General features: G+C 73.9%; 14 protein-coding genes and 1 pseudogene. 1 reads left to right on the top strand and 14 read right to left on the bottom strand.

All coding sequences use genetic code 11. From position 1 onward, the window contains the following. Nucleotides 1-431: 431 nt before the first annotated feature. Nucleotides 432-563 (top strand): annotated as a pseudogene (locus ACZ3YL_RS27470) (IS110 family transposase); the annotation flags it as partial. Nucleotides 564-575: 12 nt separating this feature from the next. Here the strand turns inward: ACZ3YL_RS27470 and ACZ3YL_RS27475 are convergent. The 14 genes from ACZ3YL_RS27475 to ACZ3YL_RS27540 all read right to left on the bottom strand — a co-directional run bounded on the left by ACZ3YL_RS27475 (nucleotide 576) and on the right by ACZ3YL_RS27540 (nucleotide 20,374). Beyond that, a complete protein-coding gene (locus ACZ3YL_RS27475; protein ID WP_465660205.1) occupies nucleotides 576-1,841 on the bottom strand; it encodes an MFS transporter in 1,266 nt (421 codons plus the stop codon). 20 nt (nucleotides 1,842-1,861) lie between these two features. Continuing rightward, nucleotides 1,862-2,623: an SDR family NAD(P)-dependent oxidoreductase gene (locus ACZ3YL_RS27480; protein WP_465660206.1), complete on the bottom strand. Its 762-nt coding sequence runs from the start codon at nucleotides 2,621-2,623 to the stop codon at nucleotides 1,862-1,864. An 11-nt stretch (nucleotides 2,624-2,634) separates the two neighbouring features. Further along, nucleotides 2,635-2,883, bottom strand: a complete 249-nt coding sequence (locus tag ACZ3YL_RS27485) for an acyl carrier protein (protein ID WP_188306999.1) — start codon at nucleotides 2,881-2,883, stop codon at nucleotides 2,635-2,637. A gap of 85 nt (nucleotides 2,884-2,968) precedes the next feature. Continuing rightward, nucleotides 2,969-4,216 carry an aminotransferase class I/II-fold pyridoxal phosphate-dependent enzyme gene (locus ACZ3YL_RS27490; protein ID WP_465660207.1) on the bottom strand — a complete coding sequence of 416 codons (1,248 nt, stop codon included), beginning with the start codon at nucleotides 4,214-4,216 and terminating at the stop codon, nucleotides 2,969-2,971. Continuing rightward, complete coding sequence (locus tag ACZ3YL_RS27495; protein ID WP_465660208.1) at nucleotides 4,213-6,117, bottom strand: condensation domain-containing protein; 1,905 nt, start codon at nucleotides 6,115-6,117, stop codon at nucleotides 4,213-4,215. The genes ACZ3YL_RS27490 and ACZ3YL_RS27495 overlap by 4 nt, the downstream gene beginning before the upstream one ends. 10 nt (nucleotides 6,118-6,127) lie before the next feature. Beyond that, on the bottom strand, nucleotides 6,128-7,408 hold the full coding sequence (gene fabF / locus ACZ3YL_RS27500) for a beta-ketoacyl-ACP synthase II (RefSeq protein WP_317621245.1): 1,281 nt from the start codon (nucleotides 7,406-7,408) through the stop codon (nucleotides 6,128-6,130). After that, nucleotides 7,405-9,078: a thiamine pyrophosphate-binding protein gene (locus ACZ3YL_RS27505; RefSeq protein WP_465660209.1), complete on the bottom strand. Its 1,674-nt coding sequence runs from the start codon at nucleotides 9,076-9,078 to the stop codon at nucleotides 7,405-7,407. The genes fabF and ACZ3YL_RS27505 overlap by 4 nt, the downstream gene beginning before the upstream one ends. A 10-nt stretch (nucleotides 9,079-9,088) precedes the next feature. After that, entirely contained in the window at nucleotides 9,089-11,911 is a 2,823-nt protein-coding gene (locus ACZ3YL_RS27510; protein ID WP_465660210.1) for an aldehyde dehydrogenase family protein, read from the bottom strand. Nucleotides 11,912-11,939: 28 nt separating this feature from the next. Beyond that, on the bottom strand, nucleotides 11,940-12,146 hold the full coding sequence (locus ACZ3YL_RS27515) for a hypothetical protein (protein ID WP_188306961.1): 207 nt from the start codon (nucleotides 12,144-12,146) through the stop codon (nucleotides 11,940-11,942). 237 nt (nucleotides 12,147-12,383) lie between these two features. Beyond that, on the bottom strand, nucleotides 12,384-13,475 hold the full coding sequence (locus ACZ3YL_RS27520) for a class I SAM-dependent methyltransferase (protein WP_188306960.1): 1,092 nt from the start codon (nucleotides 13,473-13,475) through the stop codon (nucleotides 12,384-12,386). Further along, complete coding sequence (locus ACZ3YL_RS27525; RefSeq protein ID WP_188306959.1) at nucleotides 13,472-14,674, bottom strand: glycosyltransferase; 1,203 nt, start codon at nucleotides 14,672-14,674, stop codon at nucleotides 13,472-13,474. The genes ACZ3YL_RS27520 and ACZ3YL_RS27525 overlap by 4 nt, the downstream gene beginning before the upstream one ends. Further along, on the bottom strand, nucleotides 14,671-15,522 hold the full coding sequence (locus tag ACZ3YL_RS27530; RefSeq protein WP_465660211.1) for an alpha/beta fold hydrolase: 852 nt from the start codon (nucleotides 15,520-15,522) through the stop codon (nucleotides 14,671-14,673). The genes ACZ3YL_RS27525 and ACZ3YL_RS27530 overlap by 4 nt, the downstream gene beginning before the upstream one ends. Nucleotides 15,523-15,524: 2 nt before the next feature. After that, nucleotides 15,525-15,779, bottom strand: coding sequence for an acyl carrier protein (locus ACZ3YL_RS27535; RefSeq protein ID WP_188306996.1), 255 nt, complete (start codon nucleotides 15,777-15,779; stop codon nucleotides 15,525-15,527). A 68-nt stretch (nucleotides 15,780-15,847) separates the two neighbouring features. Then, nucleotides 15,848-20,374, bottom strand: coding sequence for a beta-ketoacyl synthase N-terminal-like domain-containing protein (locus ACZ3YL_RS27540; RefSeq protein WP_465660212.1), 4,527 nt, complete (start codon nucleotides 20,372-20,374; stop codon nucleotides 15,848-15,850). Nucleotides 20,375-20,378 lie beyond the last annotated feature (4 nt).

Here is a 20,378-nt window from a genome sequence, read left to right on the forward strand (position 1 = left end):
CAACGGGCTCGTGGTGGGGTCATGCAGTCGGACTATGTTTCGATCGGTCAGTCCCTCCTGGCCACCTGGACCGGCGCCTGCTCGATATGCGGCCAACCCGCCCCAGAACCCGAACCACACCACTGCACCTCATGGGACTCGACGGGCTGTGAGGGAGACTACGGTCCGTAGCCGCCAGTAGGTGAGCACTACTCTCACCGGAGCCAGTTGAGCTCTTCTTGTCGGACCGTGCCCCTGCTGGTCGGCCGGGAGGCCTGACTTCTGATGGGATGGCGTGCCCGCCGGGTGGTCGGGCGTGAGCACTGGATCCATTAGGGCGCGAGCCGTGCCTTCCGCAGGCTGCGCATCATGACTGGACGAGGGCGAAGGGGCGGAAGCTGGTGTTGTTCATCGGTGACGACTGGGCCGAAGATCAAGCCCGGGACCTGGACTACCACCCCGCTCTGCGCCAGCTCGGCAACCGCCTCGTCGGCATCCTCCACGGCTGCCTCAAGACCCGCACCCTCTACGACGAGGCCACCGCCTGGTCACACCACTCCCGACCATGGAGTTCATCGGCTGCCGGGGCTTCGCGGTCACCGCAGCGAGCGGATCGCCGGACTGGTGGCGACCAGGCCGGCACAGACCAGGACGGCGCTGCCGCAGAGCAGGAACAGCGTCGTCGTGCCGTACGGGAGCAGGGCGCCGGCCAGCACGTAGGAGAACGGTTCGAACGCCACGGTGGCCAGCACGACGAGGCTGAGCACCCGTCCGAGCAGGTGCTCGGGCACGCGCTCCTGCAGGGTGGCCACGACGACCACGCCGAGGAACCCGGAGCCGAGGCCGACGAGGGAGACGACCGCCGTCGCGGCGGCAACGTCGCCGGCGGCGGAGAGCCCGACCATGCCCGCGCCGATCGCCGCGACACCGGCGACCACGGCCCGGCCGCGCCGGGCCGGCGGCCGCCACCCGGCCACCAGGGAGCCGGCCACCGAGCCGGCGCCGAAGCCGGAGAGTACGACGCCCAGGGCGCCCGCGCCGCCGAGGCGTTGGTCGGCGAGCACCGCGCCGCCCACGAGCACGGGGCCCACCACCGCGATGTTGATCAGGGCGATGGCGGCCAGCAGCCCGCGCACCAGTGGGTCCCGCCAGGCGTACCCCAGGCCCGCGTGCAGGGCGCGGGCGCTGCTGAACGCCTCACCGTCGACGGCGCCCGGCACCGAACCTCCGCGCCGTACCGCCCGGACAAGCGTGCCGAGGGCGACGGCGGCCAGCGCGGCCATCGCCACGATCCCGCCGAGCGTCGCGGTGAAGCCGACCGCGGCGACGCACCCGGCCGCCGCCGCCGGGCCGACCAGATCGCCCGTGGACTCCGCGCCCTGCACCAGCCCGTTGACCCGGGCCAGCTTCTCGGTCGGCACGAGGGCGGGAAGCAGCGCCAGCGCTGCGGGGAAGTACGCGGCGTCGGCGGCGCCGAACAGCCCGCCGAGCACCGCGACCGTCGGCAGCGAGGGCGAGGCGCCGGCGACCGACGCGGAGAGGGCGAGCAGGACGGCGACCCGGAGCCAGGCGGCGCCGGCCACCACCCGGGCGGGACCGAGGCGGTCGACCAGTACGCCCCCGGGCGGCAGGAGCAGCACGCGCGGCAGTGCGACGGCCACGAGCACGAGCCCGGTGGCGAAGCCGGGTTCCGACCGTTCCAGCACGTAGAGCGTGAGCCAGACGATGAACAGCGCGTCGACCACGGCCGCCAGCGCCTGGCCCACGATCAGGCGGCGCAGGTGCGCAGCGCCGAGCGGTTCGCGAGGATGACCGCGTGGCTCACCGATCAGCACCGTGAACACCTCCGCTCTCAGGTTCATACCGGGCGCGCCGGCTGTGGCTAGGCGATGTGGGTACCCCCGTCGACCGTCAGGGTGGCGCCGGTGATGTAGGACGCGGCGTCGGAGACGAGGAAGACCAGGGCTGCGGCCAGTTCCTCCGGCCGCCCGATCCGGCCCGAGAGCACCCGCGGCATCATCGCCTCCAGGTAGCCCTCGGCGTAGCCGTCGGTCATCGCGGAGGGGAAGAGGCCCGGCGCGAGGGCGTTCACTCGGATGCCCCGGCCGGGGGTCCACTGCTGGGCGAGGTCGCGGGTGAGCCCGAGCAGCCCGGCCTTCGACGCCGAGTAGGCGGCCTGTGGCAGACCGCCGGTGACCAGCGCGAGGATGCTCGACACGTTGACGATGGCACCGCCGGGCGGCATCACCCGGCTCGCGGCCTGGGCCATCCAGTAACAGCCGTGCAGATTGGTGTCGATGACCTCGCGGAACTGCTCCGGCGTCTCCTCCGTCGCGGGCTGTTCCCGGCTGATCCCGGCGTTGTTGACCAGGATGTCCACCCGCCCGAACGCGCGCACGGCCGCGTCGACCAGTGCGCGGCAGTCCGCCGGCTCGGCGACGTCGGTGCGCACGGCGACGGCTCGGCGGCCGAGCTGCTCGACGGCCGCGCGCACGGCTTCCAGCCGGTCGGCGCGCCGCGCCCCGAGCACCACGTCGGCGCCGGCCTCGGCCAGCGCGGTGGCGAAGGCGACACCCAGCCCGGAGGAGGCGCCGGTGACCACGGCGACGCGACCGTCCAGCCGGAAGCGGTCGAGGACACTCACGGCCGCCCGGCCTACGGTCGCCGGTGGTCGGCGAGGTAGTCGACCACGTCGCCGACGGTCCGCAGCCCCGCGGTCCGGTCGTCGGGGATCGTCAGCTCGAACCTGTCCTCGACGGCCACGGTGATCTCCACCATCGCCAGGGAGTCGACGTCGAGGTCGTCGGTGAACGACGTCTCGGCGCTCACCTCGGCGGGGGCGACGCCGAGGACCTCCTCGACGATCGCGACGACGGTGTTGAGGATGTCGGTGGTGTCCACCAGGAGTTCCTCCCTCTTGGGACGGGGCCGGGGTGAGCCGGCCACCGGGTGTGCTCTGCAGGTCGGTTGGCGGGTGTCGGCGGGGACGTCAGAGACCGAGGCGCCGCCGGTAGGTGAGGAGGGTGCGCAGGAAGCCGTCCAGCTGCTCCTCGGTGTGGCCCGCGTGCGGGAACAGTCGCAGCAGGGCCTGGTTGCGGGAGACGGCCGGGTAGGAGAAGACCGGGACGAGGTAGCCGTCCTCGACGAACCACTCCCGCATCTGCAGGGCGGCGGCGTCGTTGCCGACCGGCACCGAGAGCATGTACGACTCGGTCGGCGTCGTCGGCGTGCCGGCCTCGCGCATCTGCCGGCGCAGGCGGGCGGCGTGCGCCAGGTAGTCGTCGACGATCCCGGGGTTGTCGGCGAGGACGGCGATCGTACGCTCGGCGGTGTAGGCGGTCGGCGGCTGGATGGCGGCGGTGAACATCGAGGTGCCGGAGAGCAGTTCGAAGGCGTCGATGGCCGCCGCCGGCCCGGCGATCGCGCCGCCCTCCAGGCCGACGGCCTTCGACAGGGACACCATGACGAAGTCGGCCCGCTCCCGGATCGCGGCCGCATCCCGGGCGTAGGGACGGTTCTCCGGCCCGTAGACCATGAAGCCGTTCGCGTCGTCGATCATGCTGACGGCGCCGTGCCGGTCGCACTCGTCGAGGATCTCCACGATCGGCCCCATGGTGCCGTCGGCCGAGTAGATGCTCTCCGCGATCACCACGGTCTTGCGGGCGCGGACCCGGTCCAGGATGCGGGCCAGGTCCCCGACGTCGTTGTGCCGGAACGCGTGAACGGTGCGGCCGAAGCCGAGCCCCTGGAGGCCCTTCCAGATGCTCCAGTGGACGTCCCGGTCGACGACGAAGACGGTGTCGCGGTTGCGCACCTCGATCCCGGTGTCGAAGTGTGCGGAACTGCTCATCGCGTGGACGAACCCGATGTTGGCCAGCAGTCCGGTGGCGAAGCTGATGGCCCGTTCCTTGCCGGTGTGGCGGGCGATCGTCTCCTCCAGCACCTGGTGCGGGCGGCAGATCCCCTGGGTCATCCTGGATCCGCTGGTGCTCAGCCCGTGGGCGAGCGCCCCCTCCGCGAAGTGCCGCCGCACCGGGACGTGGCGGTCCAGGTCGAGGAAGCTGATGCTGGCGAAGTTCACCAGCTCGCGGCCGTTGCGGACGATGGTCGGCCCGACCGGGCCGTCCACCACCGGCGGGCGGTACGCCGTGTCGTGGGTGTTCGCCTCGACGAAGGCGTCGAAGGCCCACGGGGCCAGGCGGTCGGCGGAGGGTGCGGCGGCGCGGGGCCTGGTCATGGCGGGGTCTCTCCTCCACGGTGGGCGCGGGGTGGCAAGGGCTCCAGGGCTGTGGCGAGCCGCCCGAGCGAGGCCCGGCCGGCCAGCTCGTCCGAGGCGATCCCGGTGAAGCCGGACCGGTGGAGCAGCGCCAGCAGCCGGGGGACGCCGACCAGGGTCACTCCGTGGTCGGCGAGGCAGCGGTTCAAGTCCACGGCGTCGGGGCCGACCGAACTGCTCGGTGCGACGGTGGCCACGGCGGCGGCCAGGGCCCGTTCGGCGCCCGTCGCGGGCGGGCGCGCAGGGATCCGCGGCGTGCCGGTGTCGGTGGTGGTGGACCGGTCGGCCGTCGACAGCAGGTAGCGGCCCGGGGCGATCAGGCCGGGCACCTCGTCCAGGTGGTCCAGGACGTGGCGGTGCAGGTCGGCGGGGGTGACACCGCGGTCGGTGCGAGCGCGGGCGACGAGGTGCGGCTCGTCGCCGTCCCCGCCGGGCGCCACCGTCACGTCGAGCACGCCGGGATGGCCGCGCACCACCTCCTCGACCACGGCCGGGCGCACCCACCCCTGCGGGGCGCGCCACCAGCCGGGGGCGGCCGGTGCGGGCGGGCCCGCCGGGACCGGGCACTCGGCACCGTCTGCGACCGCGCGCAGGAGCGCGCACACCCGGACGGGCAGCGCGGCGGCCTGCCCGGCGTCCAGCAGGTGGTCCCCGACCATGACGTCGAGGGTGACGGCGCCCCCGTCGAGGGCGAGATCGACGTAGAGCGTGTCGCAGGGCTCGTCGGGCGCGCTGCTGATCCAGCAGTCGGACGGCGCGCTCAGCCCGGGGACCAGGTAGTCACGCGGCCACGAGTAGCAGTTGTACTCGATGGCGGGCACGGACACGACGCCGCGGCGACGGTCCAACCGCGCCTGGGCGGCGACCAGTTCGGCGGGGCGCCAGTGACCGTACCGGTACCCCGCGGCGGAGGCGGCGGCGACCGAGGCGATCACCGCACCGAACGCCGCGCCCGGGCGGAGGGCGATCTGCACCGGCACCGTCAGGGCCCGGACACCGACGCTGTGCCGATGGGCGGCCCGGGCCCGGTTGGACACCACCACCGAGGCGAGGAACCGGTGTTCGCCGGTACGGGTGGCGACGTCGTGGGCCAGCGCGGCGAGCACGACGACCTCCGGGCTGGCCCGATGGCGCCGGGCGACGCGGACGAGGTCGTCGTACGCGGCCACCGAGCGGTGCTGGAGGCGGTGGCGCCCTGAACCGCGGTCGGCCCCGCCGAACGGCGCCAGCACGCCGGTCGGGTTGTTCGCGAGCCGCGCGAGCCACTCGCGCTCCGCCGCGCGGGCCCGGTCCGGGGACTGGGCGGCGACCGTGTCGAGCGGGTGCACGCCGGTGTTCGTCGGTGCGCCGGTACCGCGCAGTCGCTCGTGCAGCTGGCCGAGCACCACCGCCAGCGCCCAACCGTCGATCAGCACGTGGTGGGCGGCCATCAGGACCGCGCGCGGCTTCCCCGCTTCGAGCAGCACCCTGGCGAACCAGGGTGGATTCCGCTCGGGATCGATCGGACGGGCGGCCAGCGCCGCAGTGGCGGCCGCCAGGGTGTCGGCGTCGACGACGGGGACGTCGAGCCGGTCGACCGGCAGCGGCGCCCAGTCCGCGCGGTGGACGTGCTGGACCGGACGGAGCGGGTCGACGGTGCTGCGCAGCGCCTCGTGGCGGGCGGTGAGGGAGGTGAGCGCCGCGTGGACGTCGGCGACGGTCGCCGGGGGCGGGACGTGGCAGTGGTCGGCGAGCGGTGTCGGGTTGACCCGACGCGACGGGGGGATGGTGCGTTCGAACCAGTGCCACTGCTGGACCCAGGTCAGCGGTCCGCTGCGGATGGCGGTGGCGGGGCGCGAACTCGGCTCCGGGACGTGGTTCACGGTCGCCGCCTCACACGGCTCGGACCACGAGGGCGGCATTGTGGCCGCCGAAGCCGAACGAGGTGCTGAGCGCGATCCGCATCCGCTCGTGGTGCTGCGCCCGGTGCGGGACGAAGTTGATGTCCGGGTCGATGGGGTCGTCGCAGTTGACGGTCGGCGGGACGTCGCCCGTGCGGAGGGCCTGGATCGACACCACGAGCTCGACCGCTCCGGCGGCGCCGATCATGTGCCCGGTCATCGACTTGGTGGAGCTGACCGGGATCCGGGTGACACGGTCGCCCAGCACCTTGCGCAGGACGGCCGCCTCGGTGGCGTCGTTCAGCAGCGTTCCAGTGCCGTGAGCGTTGACGTAGTCCACGTCCGCTCCCGTGATGCCCGCGTCGCGCAGCGCCGCCTCGACGGCGAGGCACGCGCCCCGGCCCGCGGGGTGCGGGGCGGTCCAGTGATGGGCGTCGGAACTCGCCCCGTAGCCCGCGAGTTCGGCCAGCGCCGTCGCTCCTCGCCGCTCGGCCACCTCGGCGGCCTCCAACACCACCACGGCGGCTCCCTCGCTCATCACGAACCCGTCCCGCCGCGCGTCGAACGGCCGGCACGCCGCGGCCGGGTCGTCGTTGCGCTTGGACAGCGCGCGGGCGTTGCCGCTGCCCGCGAGGTCGACGGTGGTGACGCAGGCGTCGGCGCCGCCGGCGAGGACGATGTCGGCCTCCCCGTGGCCGATCATGCGCATCCCCGCGCCGACCGCGTCCGCGCCGCTGGCGCACGCCGTGCTCTGGGCCCGGCTGGGCCCCTGGGTGCCGAGCCGCATGCTGATCTCGCAGGCGGCGCTGTCCATGGCGGTGGTGACCTGGGTGAACGGGCTGATGCCCCGCGGCCCCCGGTCGCGCAGCGTGTTCGCGGCGCGGTAGATCGAGCCGACCGGGCCGTAGCCGCTGCCGATGACCACGGCGACCCGCGGCGCCAGGACGTCGTCGACGACGAGCCCGGCGTGCGCGCACGCCTCCAGCGCCGCGGCGAGGGCGTACTGCGCGTACGGGTCGGCGCGGCGGCTGACCATCGGCGGCATGTAGCGGCCGGGCGCGAAGCCGCGGACCTGTCCGCCGATCCGGACGTCCAGACCGGGCACGGCGATCGCGTCCACGGTGGCGATGCCGCTGCGCCCGGCCAGCAGCGCCGTCCACGTTTCGTCGACGCTGTGGCCGAGCGGCGTCACCGCGCCGTACCCGGTGACCACCACCCGGCGCCGGGACGGGCTGCGCCCGGCGTCGCTCCGCTCCTTCCTCACGTCCGTCACTGGGGAACCACCTCGGCGTCGCGGAGGGCCGGCAGGATGTCGTCGGGTGCGACCGGCACCATCAGCACAGCGGTGCCGCCCCGGGCGCAGAACTTTCGCGCGGCGTGGATCTCCCCGGTCAGCGCGGCCTTGTCGCGCAGCACCCGGTAGTGGAGGTCCGACCCGTCCACGGCGGGCGGCGGCGCGCCGGGGCGGGTGAAGGGGTGGCGTTCGGCGTCGAGCCCGAGGCGGGAACGTTGGGCGTCCAGCCAGCCGTAGCCGCCGTTGCACAACACCACGTACAGCACGCCGCCGTGGGCCGCAGCGGTGACGGCGATGTCCGCGCGGGCCGCGAGGAACGCGCCGTCCCCGACGAACGCGGTGACCTCGTGGTCGGGGGCGGCCCGCTTGACCCCGATGGCCGCGGCCGCGCCGAAACCCAGCGGGGTCTGCTCGGACGGCACGACGGACCCGCCGCCGACGTGGAACGGGAAGCCGTAGGACCACATGTCCTGCAGCCCGTTCTCCTGCACCAGGACGCGGAGTTCGCCGGAGGTGGCGTCGAGCGCGGCGAGCAGCTCGGCGATCCGGATCCCCGGCAGCGCCGCCGCGCGGGCCAGTTCGGCCTCCACCGCCAGCGACATGGCCGTACGGGCATCGGCGATCCGCTTCCCCCACTGCTCGGTGGCCCGGCCGTCCTCGTCCAGCGCCCGCGACCAGCCGAGCACGGCGTGCCGGGCGTCGCCGAGCACGCGCGGGCCGGCGAACTCGGCGGACAGCCCGGCCGGATCCACGTTGACCTGTACCACCGGGACCGGCGGCCAGGGTGTGCCGCCGTCGACGACCGTCTCCTCCAGTCGCCCGGCGAGGGACACCACCAGGTCGCAGGAGGACCACAACGCGCGGGCGGGAGCGGCGGCGTAGAGGCCGGCCAGGCCGCAGAACAGCGGGTGGTGCTCGTCGACGGCACCGCGGCCGGAGGCGGTGGTGAAGAGTGCCGCGCCGAGGCGTTCGGCGAAGCGTTCGACCACGCCACCGCCGTTGCGGTGCCGCATCCCGCCGCCCACCAGCAGCACCGGACGCCGGCTCCTGCGGATCGCCGCCAGGGCCCGTCCCGGCGCCACGGGCACGGAGTCGGGGAGCAGCGGTTCGGGCAGCGTCGGCGGCGGCCCGGTGACGGTGATCTCCGCCGTGCGGACGTCGTCGGGGATCTCCAGGTACACCGGCCCGGGGGGCGGGCCGACGGCTCGGGTCAGCGCCGTCACCGTCGCGGGGACGACCCGGTCCGGATGCCCGACCCGGTGGGCCCACCGCACGAGCGGTGCGGTGACGGCGACCTGGTCGAGTTCCTGGAAGCCGCCGCTGCCCCGGCGGCGTTCGGGCCCACCGGCGGCCAGCACGAGCACCGGCGCGCCGGACTCCCGCGCCTCCAGCAGGCCCGTGGCGGCGTGGGTGACGGCCGGGCCCTTGCCGAGTGCGCAGACGGCGGGCCGACCGGACTGCAGCGCGTAGCCGGTCGCCATGTACATCGCGTTGCGCTGGTCACGGCAGGGGACGAGGTCGAGGCCGGCGGCGTCGAGGGCGCGGAGCAACTCCAGGTCGTCGCCGGGGAGTCCGAAGCAGGTGTCCACGCCGTTCGCCACCAGCAGGTCAACGATCGCGGACCACGCGTCGGGGTACCGCTTGCTCACCTTGCTCACCTCAGTCCCCGATCGCCGCGGCAGGGGCGGCAGGGGCGGCAGTCGACAGGTTCCGCGCCACGGCCTGCGACATGAGCAGCGGTTCGGCGTGCCGCTCGCCGCCGTAGGAGACGTAGTTCGCCCTGATCCCGAACCCGCCGAACGGGCGGTTGCCGTCCTCGGCGTCGAGCAGCGTGTGGTTGACGCAGATCCGGTGCCGCTTGGCCAGGACGTCCACCGTCTCCGGGTCGTTCCCGTAGAGCATCGCTCCCAGCGCGCGCTCGCTGAAGTAGGGGGTCGCCAGCCGTTCCCGCAGCAGCCGCGCGCTGGGGTAGGCCACGACGTTGAACACCGGGGCGAACATCTCGGCGAGCGGGATCTTGTCGTGGAAGCCCCACAGCAGCACGGTCGGCTCGATCCTGCGGGACGGCAGGTCGAGGCGCCCGCCGTGCCGAATGCGGTGGGTGTGCCGCACCAGGTAGTCCGAGCAGTTCACCAGCGCCGAGTCGGAGAAGATCGGGCCGTAGTCGGCGACGGGGTCGCCGTTCTGCCCGAAGCGCAGCGAGGTCAGCTTGGCGGACAGCAGGTCGACGAATTCCTCGGTGCGGCGCTTCGGCGTGAACACGACGTCGGGACCGAAACAGTCCTGGCCCGAGTTGTAGAGCCGGATCCTCGTGAGGTCGTGCACGGCGCGGGTGAAGTCGGCGTCGGGTGCGATCACGAAGGGGTTGATGCCGCGGCCGAAGAACAGGAAGAGCTGGTCCTCTGCCAGCCCTTCGCGGACGGTCTCGGCATTAGCGTAGTCGCCGGTGAAGACGATCAGGTCCGCCTCGCGCACCGGTCCCGTCACGAACTTTCGCTGGCTTAGCTCGGAAAGGTCGATCGGCAAGCCGTGCACCGATGCCAGCAGATCGTGCAGGCGTTGCATCTGGCTTTTCGTCTCGGAGGACGGGCGAAAGGTGATTCTCTCGCTGTAAAGGGAGGCTATGAGCATGTAGAGCGCGTAGGAATAGAGCGGAATGTTGGAGGGCATGAAGACCGCGGCCCGGGGCACGTGGCAGGGCCGGACCCGGCGGATCTCCTCCTCCGCCCCGTCCAGGGTGGCGAGGAACGAACGGATCTCCGCCTCGGCGGTGTGGAGGGGCGAGGTCTCGGTGAGGATCCTCAGCACCTCGTCCTCGTGGTCGGCCACGTACCGGCGCACCGCGCGCACCGCGCCGACCCGGTCGGCGAAGGGGACGCGGTAGCCCGTCGCGTCGACGGTCGAGGCGGGCGCGGTGACGTCGGGGGTCGTGCGGTTCGAGGCGGAGAGCGAGGTCATGGCGATGGTCTCCAGGGCGGCCCGGTCGGGCTTTCCGGTGTTCGTGAGGGGCAGCGAGGGCAGCACGAGGATGTGGTCGGGCTGCTCGTAGCGGGCGAGCGCGGGGCGCAACAGTCGTTTCCAGTACGCGGGTTCGTGCCCGTCCGGGTCCGCGATCACGAACACCAGGCGGCTGCCCAGGCGTGCGTCGGGGACGGCGACGACCTGCGTCTGTGCGCCGGCCTCCTCGGCCTGTTCGGCGAGCTGGTCGGGATAGAGGGTGTGACCGTCGCGGTGCACGGCGTGCTTGCGCCCGATCGGGAAGACCCGGCCGGCGCCGTCGAGCAGGCCGATGTCGCCGGTGCGGTGCACGGGGCTCGAAACCGGGACGATCTCGCCGTCCTCGCCGAGCCGGCCGGTCATCAACCCGTCGCTGCGGACCACGAGTTCGCCGAGTCGGCCGGGGGGAAGCGGCCGGCCCCGGTCGTCGTGGACCTCGACGACCACCCCGGGCAGGGGCGTGCCGCAGCCGACCGGATCGCCGGGCGGTGCGAGCGCGATGTTCCCCACCTCGGTCGCCCCGTACCCGTCGAGCAGGTGCCGCCCGGTGCGGGCGTGGAACCGGGCGGCCAGCGTGCGCCCCAGCGGCGCGCCGCCCACGCACCAGGCCCGTACCGCCCCCAGCGCGTCCGCGAGGGCGGGGCGGTGGTCGAGCAGGTTGAGCAGGCTGTAGTAGGTCGACGGCGCGCCGTCGACGACGGAGAGGCCGTGCTCGACGCCGATCGCGAACGCCCGGTCCAGCCGCGTCGTCGGCCCGTAGACCACCAGCGTGCCGCCGCCCAGCCACCAGCAGAGCACCAGCGACAAGCCGTACTGGTGGGAGTACGGCAGGACGGGCAGGAAGACCTCGTCCGGTCGGTACCCCATGCGCTCCGCACTGAGCGCGAGGTTGTCCAGGATCGAACGGCCGGAGCGGACGATGCCTTTGGGGCTGCCCGTCGTGCCCGACGACCACGAGATCGCGGCGTCCCGGCGCCGGGCCCAGCGCGCGAGATCCGGCCCGGCCGTCGCGTCCGACATGCCGAGCGGCGCCACGGTGTCGCCCCCACCCTCGCCGACGTCGAGCACCACGCGCGCCTGGGCGCGGATCCGCGACCGCTGGGCCGGTGCGGCCCGGTGATCGGCCAGGACCACCGAGGCGTCGAGGTGGACGAGTGCGAGCAGAACGACGACCCATTCCAGGGAATTGGCCCCGCTCATCATCACCCGTGAACCGGGTCCGACACCGCGGTGGGAAAGGGATTCGGTGGCGCCGAACATCCGGGACACGATTTCGTCGGTCTCCCAGACGCGCCCCTCGGGCGAGATCAATCTCCTGGAAACGGGCACCGTGCACTCCTCAATACCAGGCGGTTCGAGGTGACTATCCCATACCGGGGGAACGGTGTCGAGGGGTGCGAGAAAATACCACTGCGTGTACGGGATAACTGTGTACGAAGTGGCGGAAGGGGAATGTGGGGAGTGGGATTCATCAATAGAATTCATTTGATCCGATAATTGAATGGGTGGTCACTCAGGCCTTTGGGGCGTCCGGCGCGAGGATGTTCTCGTTGGTGCGGCCGGCGGCGAAGTCGTCGATGCTGCGGAGCGTGGCGTCGACGATCCGGCCGACCGCCGTCGCCGTGAAGTAGTCGGCGCGTTCGACGTAGGCGGCGATGCAGCCGTCGGCGAGGCCGGGGGTGGTGACGATGAGGTCGATCCTCCAGCGGAACGACGCCATTTGGAAAAAGGTCCAGGAACACCGCTACCGCGGCCTGCTGCCGAAAGTTCGCCTCCAACACACCTTCTCCGCCCCGCGATCAACGTGATCAGACTCGACGCCCACTGGACCGCCCAGCCCCGCGACCACACCCGGAGCAGCAACCTCACCCGCCGCAGCTACCGACTCACGGCCGGACCAAAGCGAATTGAGCAACAGAGTCCTTCAGAGCTCGAACACCTGCCGGTCCGCCGGCATTCATGAGCCTGGTTCGGCGCGGCGGGCGAGCAGCCGGTAGGCGTTGGACAGTCCGGTGCGGCCCGCGATGCGGGCGATCAGGCGGTCGAGCAGGGCGGCCAGCAGGAGGACGGGCGCGCCGGCCAGGAGGATCGCGGTCCGCAGCGCCCGGCTCGGGCGGCTCGGCGGGCTGCCGGGCAGCCAGGGTGCGTCCTCGCGCGGTGCGATCTCGTCCAGCAGGAGCCAGCAGGCGGCCAGCAGGTCGATCGGGTCGTGCGGTTCGCGGTGCTGTTCGAACAGGACGGTGAAGCCCAGCTCGCCCAGGCGGCGGCGCAGGTTGGCCACCGGCACGAGATGCAGGTGCTGGGGTTGTAGCCAGGGCAGCCACCAGCGGCCGAGCAGCCGGGCGTAGCGGCTCCCGGGGTCGGGCACCTCGATCAGGAGCAGGCCGTTCGGGCGCAACGCCTGTCGGGCGGCGGCGAGTTCGCGGGCCGGGTCGGTGCTGTGCTCCAGGTAGTGGAACATGCTGACGACGTCGTACTGCCCGGCGAGTTCGGGCGCCAGCGCGGGGAAGGAGCCCCGGAAGCCGCGGCGCAGTCGGCCGCGCCGCTCGGCCAGCTCGACGCCCTCGGTGAGATCCAGGCCGTCGAAGGCGGTGTCGGGGAAGAGCCCGCGGGCGGTCTCGCAGAAGTGTCCGTGGCCGGTGCCGACGTCCAGCCAGCTGCCGGGGGCGGGGGCGAACGCGGTGACGGACCGCGCGCGGCCGCGGTAGGCGGCCGCCCGGGTGCCGAACATGCCGCCGAGGCGCTGCTCGCCGAGGCCGTCGTAGAAGTCACGGTAGTAGAACTCCAGGCCCGCGCTGCTGAGTCGGGGGTTCTGGAAGACGTGCCCGCAGTCCTGGCAGGCGTCCAGCACGAAGCGGCCCGGCTTGTGCTGGAGCAGGTCGGTGGTGCGCAGCCGGACGGTCAGCCGGGCGGACTCGCACCACGGGCAGGTGGTGCGGCGCGGTTCGAAGAACCGGCCGGTGCCGTCGGCCAGTTCGGCCTGGTAGGCGGGACGCCGGGCGGCGACCTGCGCGCCGCGGTCCGCGGGCCCGGTTTCGGCGGTGGTCAACGCGCTCTCCTCTCCGACGCCTGCGGGACCTCGCGGAGCAGCCGTTCCACCTGGGTGGCGGCGCGGGCCGCGCCGCCGGCCGCCCGGAAGGAAGCGGCGATACGCCGGGCGGCGGCGAGGTGCCCGGGGTCGTCCAGCACCATGTCCACGGCCTGGCCGAGGCGGTCCGCGCTGCTGCGGCCGAAGCGCACCCGCACACCGGCGCCGGCCGCCACCACCTGGCCGGCGACTACCGGCTGGTCGTCCCGGATCGGCGCGACCACCAGCGGCACGCCATGCCACAGTGCCTCGCAGACCGTGTTGTGTCCGGCATGGCAGACCACGGCCGAGCAGTGCGCCAGCAGCTGGAGCTGCGGCACGAACGGCAGCACCAGGACGTTCGGGTCGGCCGCCGGCTCGCCGAGGACGCCGCCAGGGTCGACGATCACCGCCTGGAGGCGGTCGGACCGGGCGCGCAAGGCCGTCTGACCATCAGCCAGGAAGGCTGCGCCGACGTCGGTGTTGGCCGTGCCGAGGGTGACCAGCACGGTGGCCCGGTCCGGGGCCAGCCACTCCCACGGGAACGCTGTGGAGGCTGGGCGTCCGGCGATCGAGGGGCCGACGAAGCAGACCTGGCGGTCTGCCTGCGGGCCGGCCAACTCGGCTGTGGTGAAGGCGAGGACGAGGCGCGGGGAGAAGCGCGGGTCGGCGGCGCTGGCCGGGTCGCCGAGGCGGTGGCGCAGGTCGGTCAGCAGGCCGGAGATCCAGGCCTTGACCAGCGGCATGCCGTCCAGCGCGCCGGTGAACTCGGCGGAGGTGGTCGCCGAGGTGGCCCACGGCAGGCCGAGCCGCTCGGCGACCAGCGCGCCGGCCAGCGCCTGCTGGTCGACCACCAGGAGGTCGGGCTCGAAGTCGGCCACCGCCGAAGCCACTCCGGGAGCCATTGCCTCGGCGAGCGGGACCAGGAAGTCTTCCCAGAGGAACTTCAGCGCCGCCGTGCCGCGCAGCTCCGGCGGCCGTCGCACGGCGCTGCCGGGCTCTGCTCCGGGAGCGACCGCACAGGGGAACACCTCGGCCGCCGGCCCGGCGAGCGGGCGGACCAGCTCCGGCAGTCCGGCCCAGGCGACCGTGTGCCCGCGGGCGGCGAGCTCGGCCGCGACGCCCACGGTCGGGTTGACGTGCCCGACCAGCGGCGGGACGACGAACAGCACCCGGCTCACACCAGGCTCCTCTTGGCCACCGGGGGTTGCAGCCGCTGCCCGGCCCGCGGGCCGCGCAGCGCGACGCCGTGCCCGGCGAACCAGGAAAGCGTCAACTCGCGTACCACATCCGGGGCTTCGATGAGGATGGAGTGCTCCTGGCCCGGCACCACGACGCTGCGGCAGTCGGGCAGCAGGGCGTCCAGCCAGGCGGCCTGGTCGGCCAGGTCGGACTCGCTGCCGTAGACGGCCAGGACCGGGCAGTGGATCGCCCGCAGTTCCGCTTCGGCGGGCAGCCGGCTCGCCGGGATGTCCCGGGCCAGCGAGGTGCCGGCCAGCAGCGCCCCGGCCGAGCGGGCCAGCCGGGCGGTGTGCGCGCCGCGCTGGGTGGCGACCCAGGCGAGGGTGTCCTCGTCGCGCAGGTGCTGCTCGGAGCGCCGCAGGATGCCGTCCAGCTTGCCGGCCCACCCGGGTGAGGCCGGCTCCGACTCGATCGCGAGGATGCCGGCCACCTGGGACGGCCGGCGGGAGGCCAGGCCGAAGGCCACCGTGCCGCCGAAGGAGTTGCCGACCAGGTGCACCCGGTCGGTGACGGCCAGCCGGTCCAGCAGCCGCTCCAGATCGCCGACGAACTGCTCCAGCCGGTAGCCGGCGGGCGGCCGGGCGGTGCGGCCGTGGCCGCGCTGGTCGTACATCAGCACCTCGACGCCGGCCGCGGCGAGGGCGGGAGCGAGGGTGAAGTAGAAGCTGGCGAGGCTGTCCGTGAGCAGCCCGTGCAGCAGGACGGCCGTGGCGGCGGGCGGACGGCCGTCCTGCGGGCCGAGCCGCTGTACGTGGCAGCGCAGGCCGTCGAGGTCGACGAAGGTCATGGTCAGGCCCGTTCTCCGGGCTGGAGTCGGTCGACCACGTACTCGACCAGGCGGCCGACGGTCAGGCCGATGATCTCGTCGAGCTCCATGCCCGCGACGAACTCGGCGAAGTTGATCCGGTCGCCCCAGCGCTCCCGCAGCTGTCCGGCCAGTGTGACCAGGTCGATGCTCTCCAGGCCGAGGTCCTCGGTGAACCGCGTCTGCATGGTGACCTCCGCGTCGTCCAGGCCACAATCGTCGAGCACCACGGTCAGCATGCCGGCGAGCTCGGCCAGGACCTCCGGCTCGGTGGGCGGGCGCAGGCCCGTGGGCTGTTCGCTGATGGTCACTTGGCTCGGTTCCCTTCAGGATGCTCGGGGTGGTGGGAATGGTCGAGGTCGTCGGTGGTCCAGGCCACCACGTACTGCCGGGGCGGCAGGTCGGGTGGGCTGCTGAGGCGGGCGCAGCGCACCCGGTGGGTGCGGGGGCCGTCGGGCCCGTCGGCGGCGACGAGCAGTGCGGACGGTTCCGCGGCAACCACCGTGAAGTCGCGCGGCCGGCCGCTGAGTCCGGTCCGCTCGGCCTTGGCCGCGGCCTCCTTCGCGGCCCAGAACCGGGTGAACCACAGGGCCTCGGGCTCGCCGTCGCCGGCCCGGCAGGCGGCCAGCAGCTCCAACTCCGCCTGGCCGAGCGCGACCTGGAGCGTCTCGGCCGGGCGCGGAGTGACTTCCTCGATGTCGATGCCGACGCGGGGTGCGCCAGCGGGCCGGGCCGGTCTGGCGACGGCCACCGCGATCTCCGGGCGGTGGGCCAGCGAGACCTCCAGCTCGGGCAGTCGCAGGCCGTGCAGGCCGCGGACCAGGGGCCAGCCGGACGGGTCGTTGAGTACCTCGATCTCGGCGGGGAACGGCCGGCGCCCGTCCTCGGCCCACAGCAGGCGTCGGATCGCGTCCTTCGCCGCGATCCGGCCCAGCAGCCAGGCCCGGCGCGTCCGGGGCGGCTGCTGCTCGTAGCGGGCGCGCTCGGCGGAGCCCAGGTGGTTGCGCATGATCAGGTCGCGGGAGGCGAGGTCCGGCCAGCGCTCGTGCAGCAGCACCCAGCCGCCGGGTTGCGGCCGGGAGAGCGTCGCGCGCTCCACGAAGCGTTCGGTCGGTCTGGTGTCGGGGTGGCCGTCGAAGCGCCGGTCCTGCCAGCCCTGCACCTGCGCCCAGACCCGGCCGCCGGACTGCAGTTGCACCTCGGCTTCGAGGGTTTCGTCGGTCAGGGCGGTGATCCGGATGTGGCAGGGGAGCCGGGTGCCGGGCTCGGGTGGCGGCCCGTAGAAGCACAGTCGGCGGATGCCGACCGGGAAGACCACGGAACGGTCGGTGCGGGTGGCCATGATCCAGTAGCCGAGCAGCTGGCCGACGTTGTCGAGCAGCGCGCCCGGGGCGGCGGGTACCGTGATCACGCCGCGGACGTGGTTCTCGCCGATCGCGGTCAGTTCGGTCACGCCCTGGAACGCCGGGCCATGGAACATCCAGCGCTCCTGGTAGAGCCCGGCGGCGGTGAGGTCCGGGGTTCGTTCGGCGGTGGGTTGCACCGGCCAGGGGGCGGGCGGCTGATCGTACCGATGCGTCAGTTCGACCGTTCCGTCGGCGAATTTGCCGAAGGAGGCGGCGAGGCGGCCCGGCCCGGCGTCCTTGAGGGTGATCTCCACGTCCAGCGGCGTGGCGGCCGGTACCCACTGCTCGAACCGCAGGTCGGACAGCGCGGCGGTGACCCGCTCTGGGGCGGCCCGCTCGGCGGCGTCCATCAGGTGCTGGATGATCGTGGTGGCGGGGACCACTGGCCAGCGGTCCGACACCTCGGGCCAGCCCGGCCGTTGGCGGAAGAAGCAGTGGTCCAGCAAGTACGGCATGGTGTCCACGGAGATCCGCAGCCTGCCGGCCCGGGGCGGTTCGGTCCGGGGTGTCGCGAGTGCCGGGGCGGGGCTGAACCGCCGCCGCGCGCCGATCAGTTCGGCCGCCGTCCGCTCGGTCTCCCTTAGCAGCGCGCCGAGTTCGGCCGCCACCGGGAAGCGGGCCGCGAGCGCGGCCAGTTCGCCGACCGGCGGCGTGGACACCGTCCCCGTGGCGGAACCCAGTTCGGATCGCAGGGCGGTGAGCGCGGTCGGGTCCAGCGAGACCAGCGCGCTGTCGAGGTCGACCGGTACGGCCGGGTGCGGGCGCTGCTCGGGGGCGGTGGGCAGCAGGGCGGCGGCGTCCGGCGAGGCGCCGTCCGCCCAGAGCGCCGCGGCGACCCGGCGCAGTTGCGCCAGCCCGTCCCGGTGCGGGGAGTTGGCGGTGACGACCAGGTGTTCGCGCTCGCCCAGGGTGTCGCCCACCAGTGAGCCCAGCTGCCCGGTGCCGACCTGGACGAAGGCTCGGAACCCGGCCTCGTACATCGCCTCGACCAGCGGTCGGAACCGAACCGGCTCCAGCAGGTGACGCAGGAACAGCGCACGCACCTCGGCCTCACCGGCCGGGAAGGGCGCCGCGGTCGTCCCCGACCACACCGTCACGGTGGGCCGGTGGAGTTCGAAGCGCTCGGCGGCCTCCCGGATCGGCGCAAGGTACGGCCCCAGCATCGGGGTATGGAAGCCCGACTGGAACGGCAGCACCTGGCCGAGGATGCCGCGGGCGCGGAAGTGCCGGACCAGCTCGGCGACCGGCTGCTCCGGGCCGCAGACGATCGCCTGCTGCGGCGCGTTGTCGTGCGACAGCACCACCTCCGCCAGGCCCTCCACCGTCGCCAGCGCGTCGAGCACCTTGGCCGCCGAGGTGCCGAGGGCGGCGAAGGCGAGGCCGGGAACGTGCAGCGAGGCGGGGTCGAAGGTGTTCAGGAAGGAGTCCACCGCGGCGCCGGATTGCAGCCCGGCGCAGATCATCGCCGTCCACTCGCCGACGCTGTGCCCGGCGACGCCGTCCGGCCGCACGCCGATCCGGCGCAGCGCGGCGTCCAGCAGCCGGCCGACACCGACCACCCCGGCGCCGTGCCGGGCGACGTCGCCCACATGTGCGGTGTCGGCGCCGAGTGGGCGGGGCAGGCCGAAGTGGTCGGCCACCTCCGTCACCCGGGGGGTGAACTCGCCCTCCAGTCCGGGGAAGAGGAACGCCACCCGCCCGGTCGCGTGCTCCCCGAGCAGGGGGCGCGGTGCGAACCAGACGTCGTTGCGCCCGCGCCAGGCCCGGCCGCGGCTCACCGCCCGCCGGGCCAGCGCCAGCCGCTTGGCGGTCGGGTCGACAATCGCCACGCGGCAGCGCGGCGCGGGGCCGCCCCGCTCGGGCAGGCCGGCGGCCAGGACGGCGGAGTCCCCGGCCGCCAGCAGCTGCGCCAGCTGCTCCGGCCCGTCGGCGGCCAGCCGCAGCACCCGCTCGGGCTCGGCCACGACAGCCGGCCGCACGGGCGCAAGAGCGGGCGAGGAGCCTGCATCGGGGGCCTGCTCCAGCACCACGTGGGCGTTGATACCGCCGAAGCCGAAGGCGTTCACCGCCGCGCGCCGCGGGCCCGGACCGGGCTCCCAGGGCTGTGCCGCGCCGATGGTGCGAAAGCGGGTCGCGGCCAGGGCCGGGTGCGGGTCGTCGCAGTGCAGCGTGGGCAGCAGCAGCCCGTGGTGCACCGCGAGCGCCGCCTTGACGAGGCCCGCGATGCCGGCGGCCGGCATGGTGTGGCCGATCATCGACTTGACCGAGCCGAGCACCGAGCGCTCCGAACCCTCCGACGCCCGGCCGAACACTGCGGCCAGCGTGGTGAGTTCGGCGGCGTCGCCAGCCGGGGTCGCGGTGCCGTGCGCCTCCAGCAGGCCGAGCGCGTCGGGCGCGGCCGGGTCGAGCCCGGCCGTCCTCCAGGCCGCCCGCACCGCCCGGCTCTGCCCGCCGGGGTCGGGGTTGGTGAGCCCGGCTGTCCGGCCGTCGCCGGCCACCCCGGTACCCCGGATCACCGCGTAGACGCGGTCCCCGTCGCGCTCGGCGTCAGCGAGCCGCTTGAGCACCACCACGCCGGTGCCCTCGCCGATCAGGATGCCGTCGGCCTGCCGGTGGAACGGGCGGATCCGCTGGCTCGGGGAGAGCGCCCGCAGCTGGGCGAACACGCTCCACAGCGTGACGTCGTGGCAGTGGTGCACCCCGCCCGCGAGGACCGCGTCGCAGCGTCCGCTCGCCAGCTCGCCCACCGCCTGGTCCACCGCGACGAGCGACGACGCGCAGGCCGCGTCCACGGTGTAGGCGGGGCCGCGCAGGTCGAGCCGGTTGGCCAGCCGGGAGGCGGTCAGGTTCGGCACCAGGCCGATCGCCGACTCCGGCTGGTCCGGCCCAAGCCGCCGCACGAACGCCTCTCGCACGCGGTGTAGTTGAGTGTCGGTCAGTTCTGGCAGCAGCTCGCCGAGGGTGCGGACCAGCTGGTGCGCGCTGCGCACGCGCTGGTCGAGCCGGACCAGGCCCGGCGTCAGGTACCCGCCGCGGCCCAGCACCACCCCGATCCGGTCGCGGTCCGGGAGACGGTCGGCTCCGCCGGCGTCGGCGATGGCCGCCGCGGCGACCTGGAGCGCGATCAGCTGGTCGGGCTCGGTGCCGGCGAGCGAGTTCGGCATCAGGCCGAACCGGGTCGGCTGCACCTCGGCCAGCCCGTCGACGAAGCCGCCGCGCCGGCAGTACAGCCGGTCCGGCGCGGCCGGCCCAAAGGCGGCCTCCGGGTCGTAGTACTCCGCGTCCCAACGCCCCTCGGGGACGTCCGTGATCGCGTCGACGCCGTCGACCAGGTTCCGCCAGTAGGCCGCCAGGTCGGGCGCGCCGGGCAGCAGTACCGCCATGCCCACCACCGCCACAGGGGGCAGCTGGGTTCCGGTCAGGGACACCGCG

The sequence above is a fragment of the Kitasatospora sp. NPDC023176 genome (assembly GCF_055560495.1).

What these genes read in the sequence shown, in the direction of transcription:
- ACZ3YL_RS27475 (WP_465660205.1), bottom strand. Translation starts at nt 1,841, where the DNA reads ATGAACCTGAGAGCGGAGGTGTTCACGGTGCTGATCGGTGAGCCACGC.
- ACZ3YL_RS27490 (WP_465660207.1), bottom strand. Translation starts at nt 4,216, where the DNA reads ATGACCAGGCCCCGCGCCGCCGCACCCTCCGCCGACCGCCTGGCCCCG.
- ACZ3YL_RS27510 (WP_465660210.1), bottom strand. Translation starts at nt 11,911, where the DNA reads ATGAATTCTATTGATGAATCCCACTCCCCACATTCCCCTTCCGCCACT.
- ACZ3YL_RS27515 (WP_188306961.1), bottom strand. Translation starts at nt 12,146, where the DNA reads ATGGCGTCGTTCCGCTGGAGGATCGACCTCATCGTCACCACCCCCGGC.
- ACZ3YL_RS27530 (WP_465660211.1), bottom strand. Translation starts at nt 15,522, where the DNA reads ATGACCTTCGTCGACCTCGACGGCCTGCGCTGCCACGTACAGCGGCTC.
- ACZ3YL_RS27535 (WP_188306996.1), bottom strand. Translation starts at nt 15,779, where the DNA reads ATGCTGACCGTGGTGCTCGACGATTGTGGCCTGGACGACGCGGAGGTC.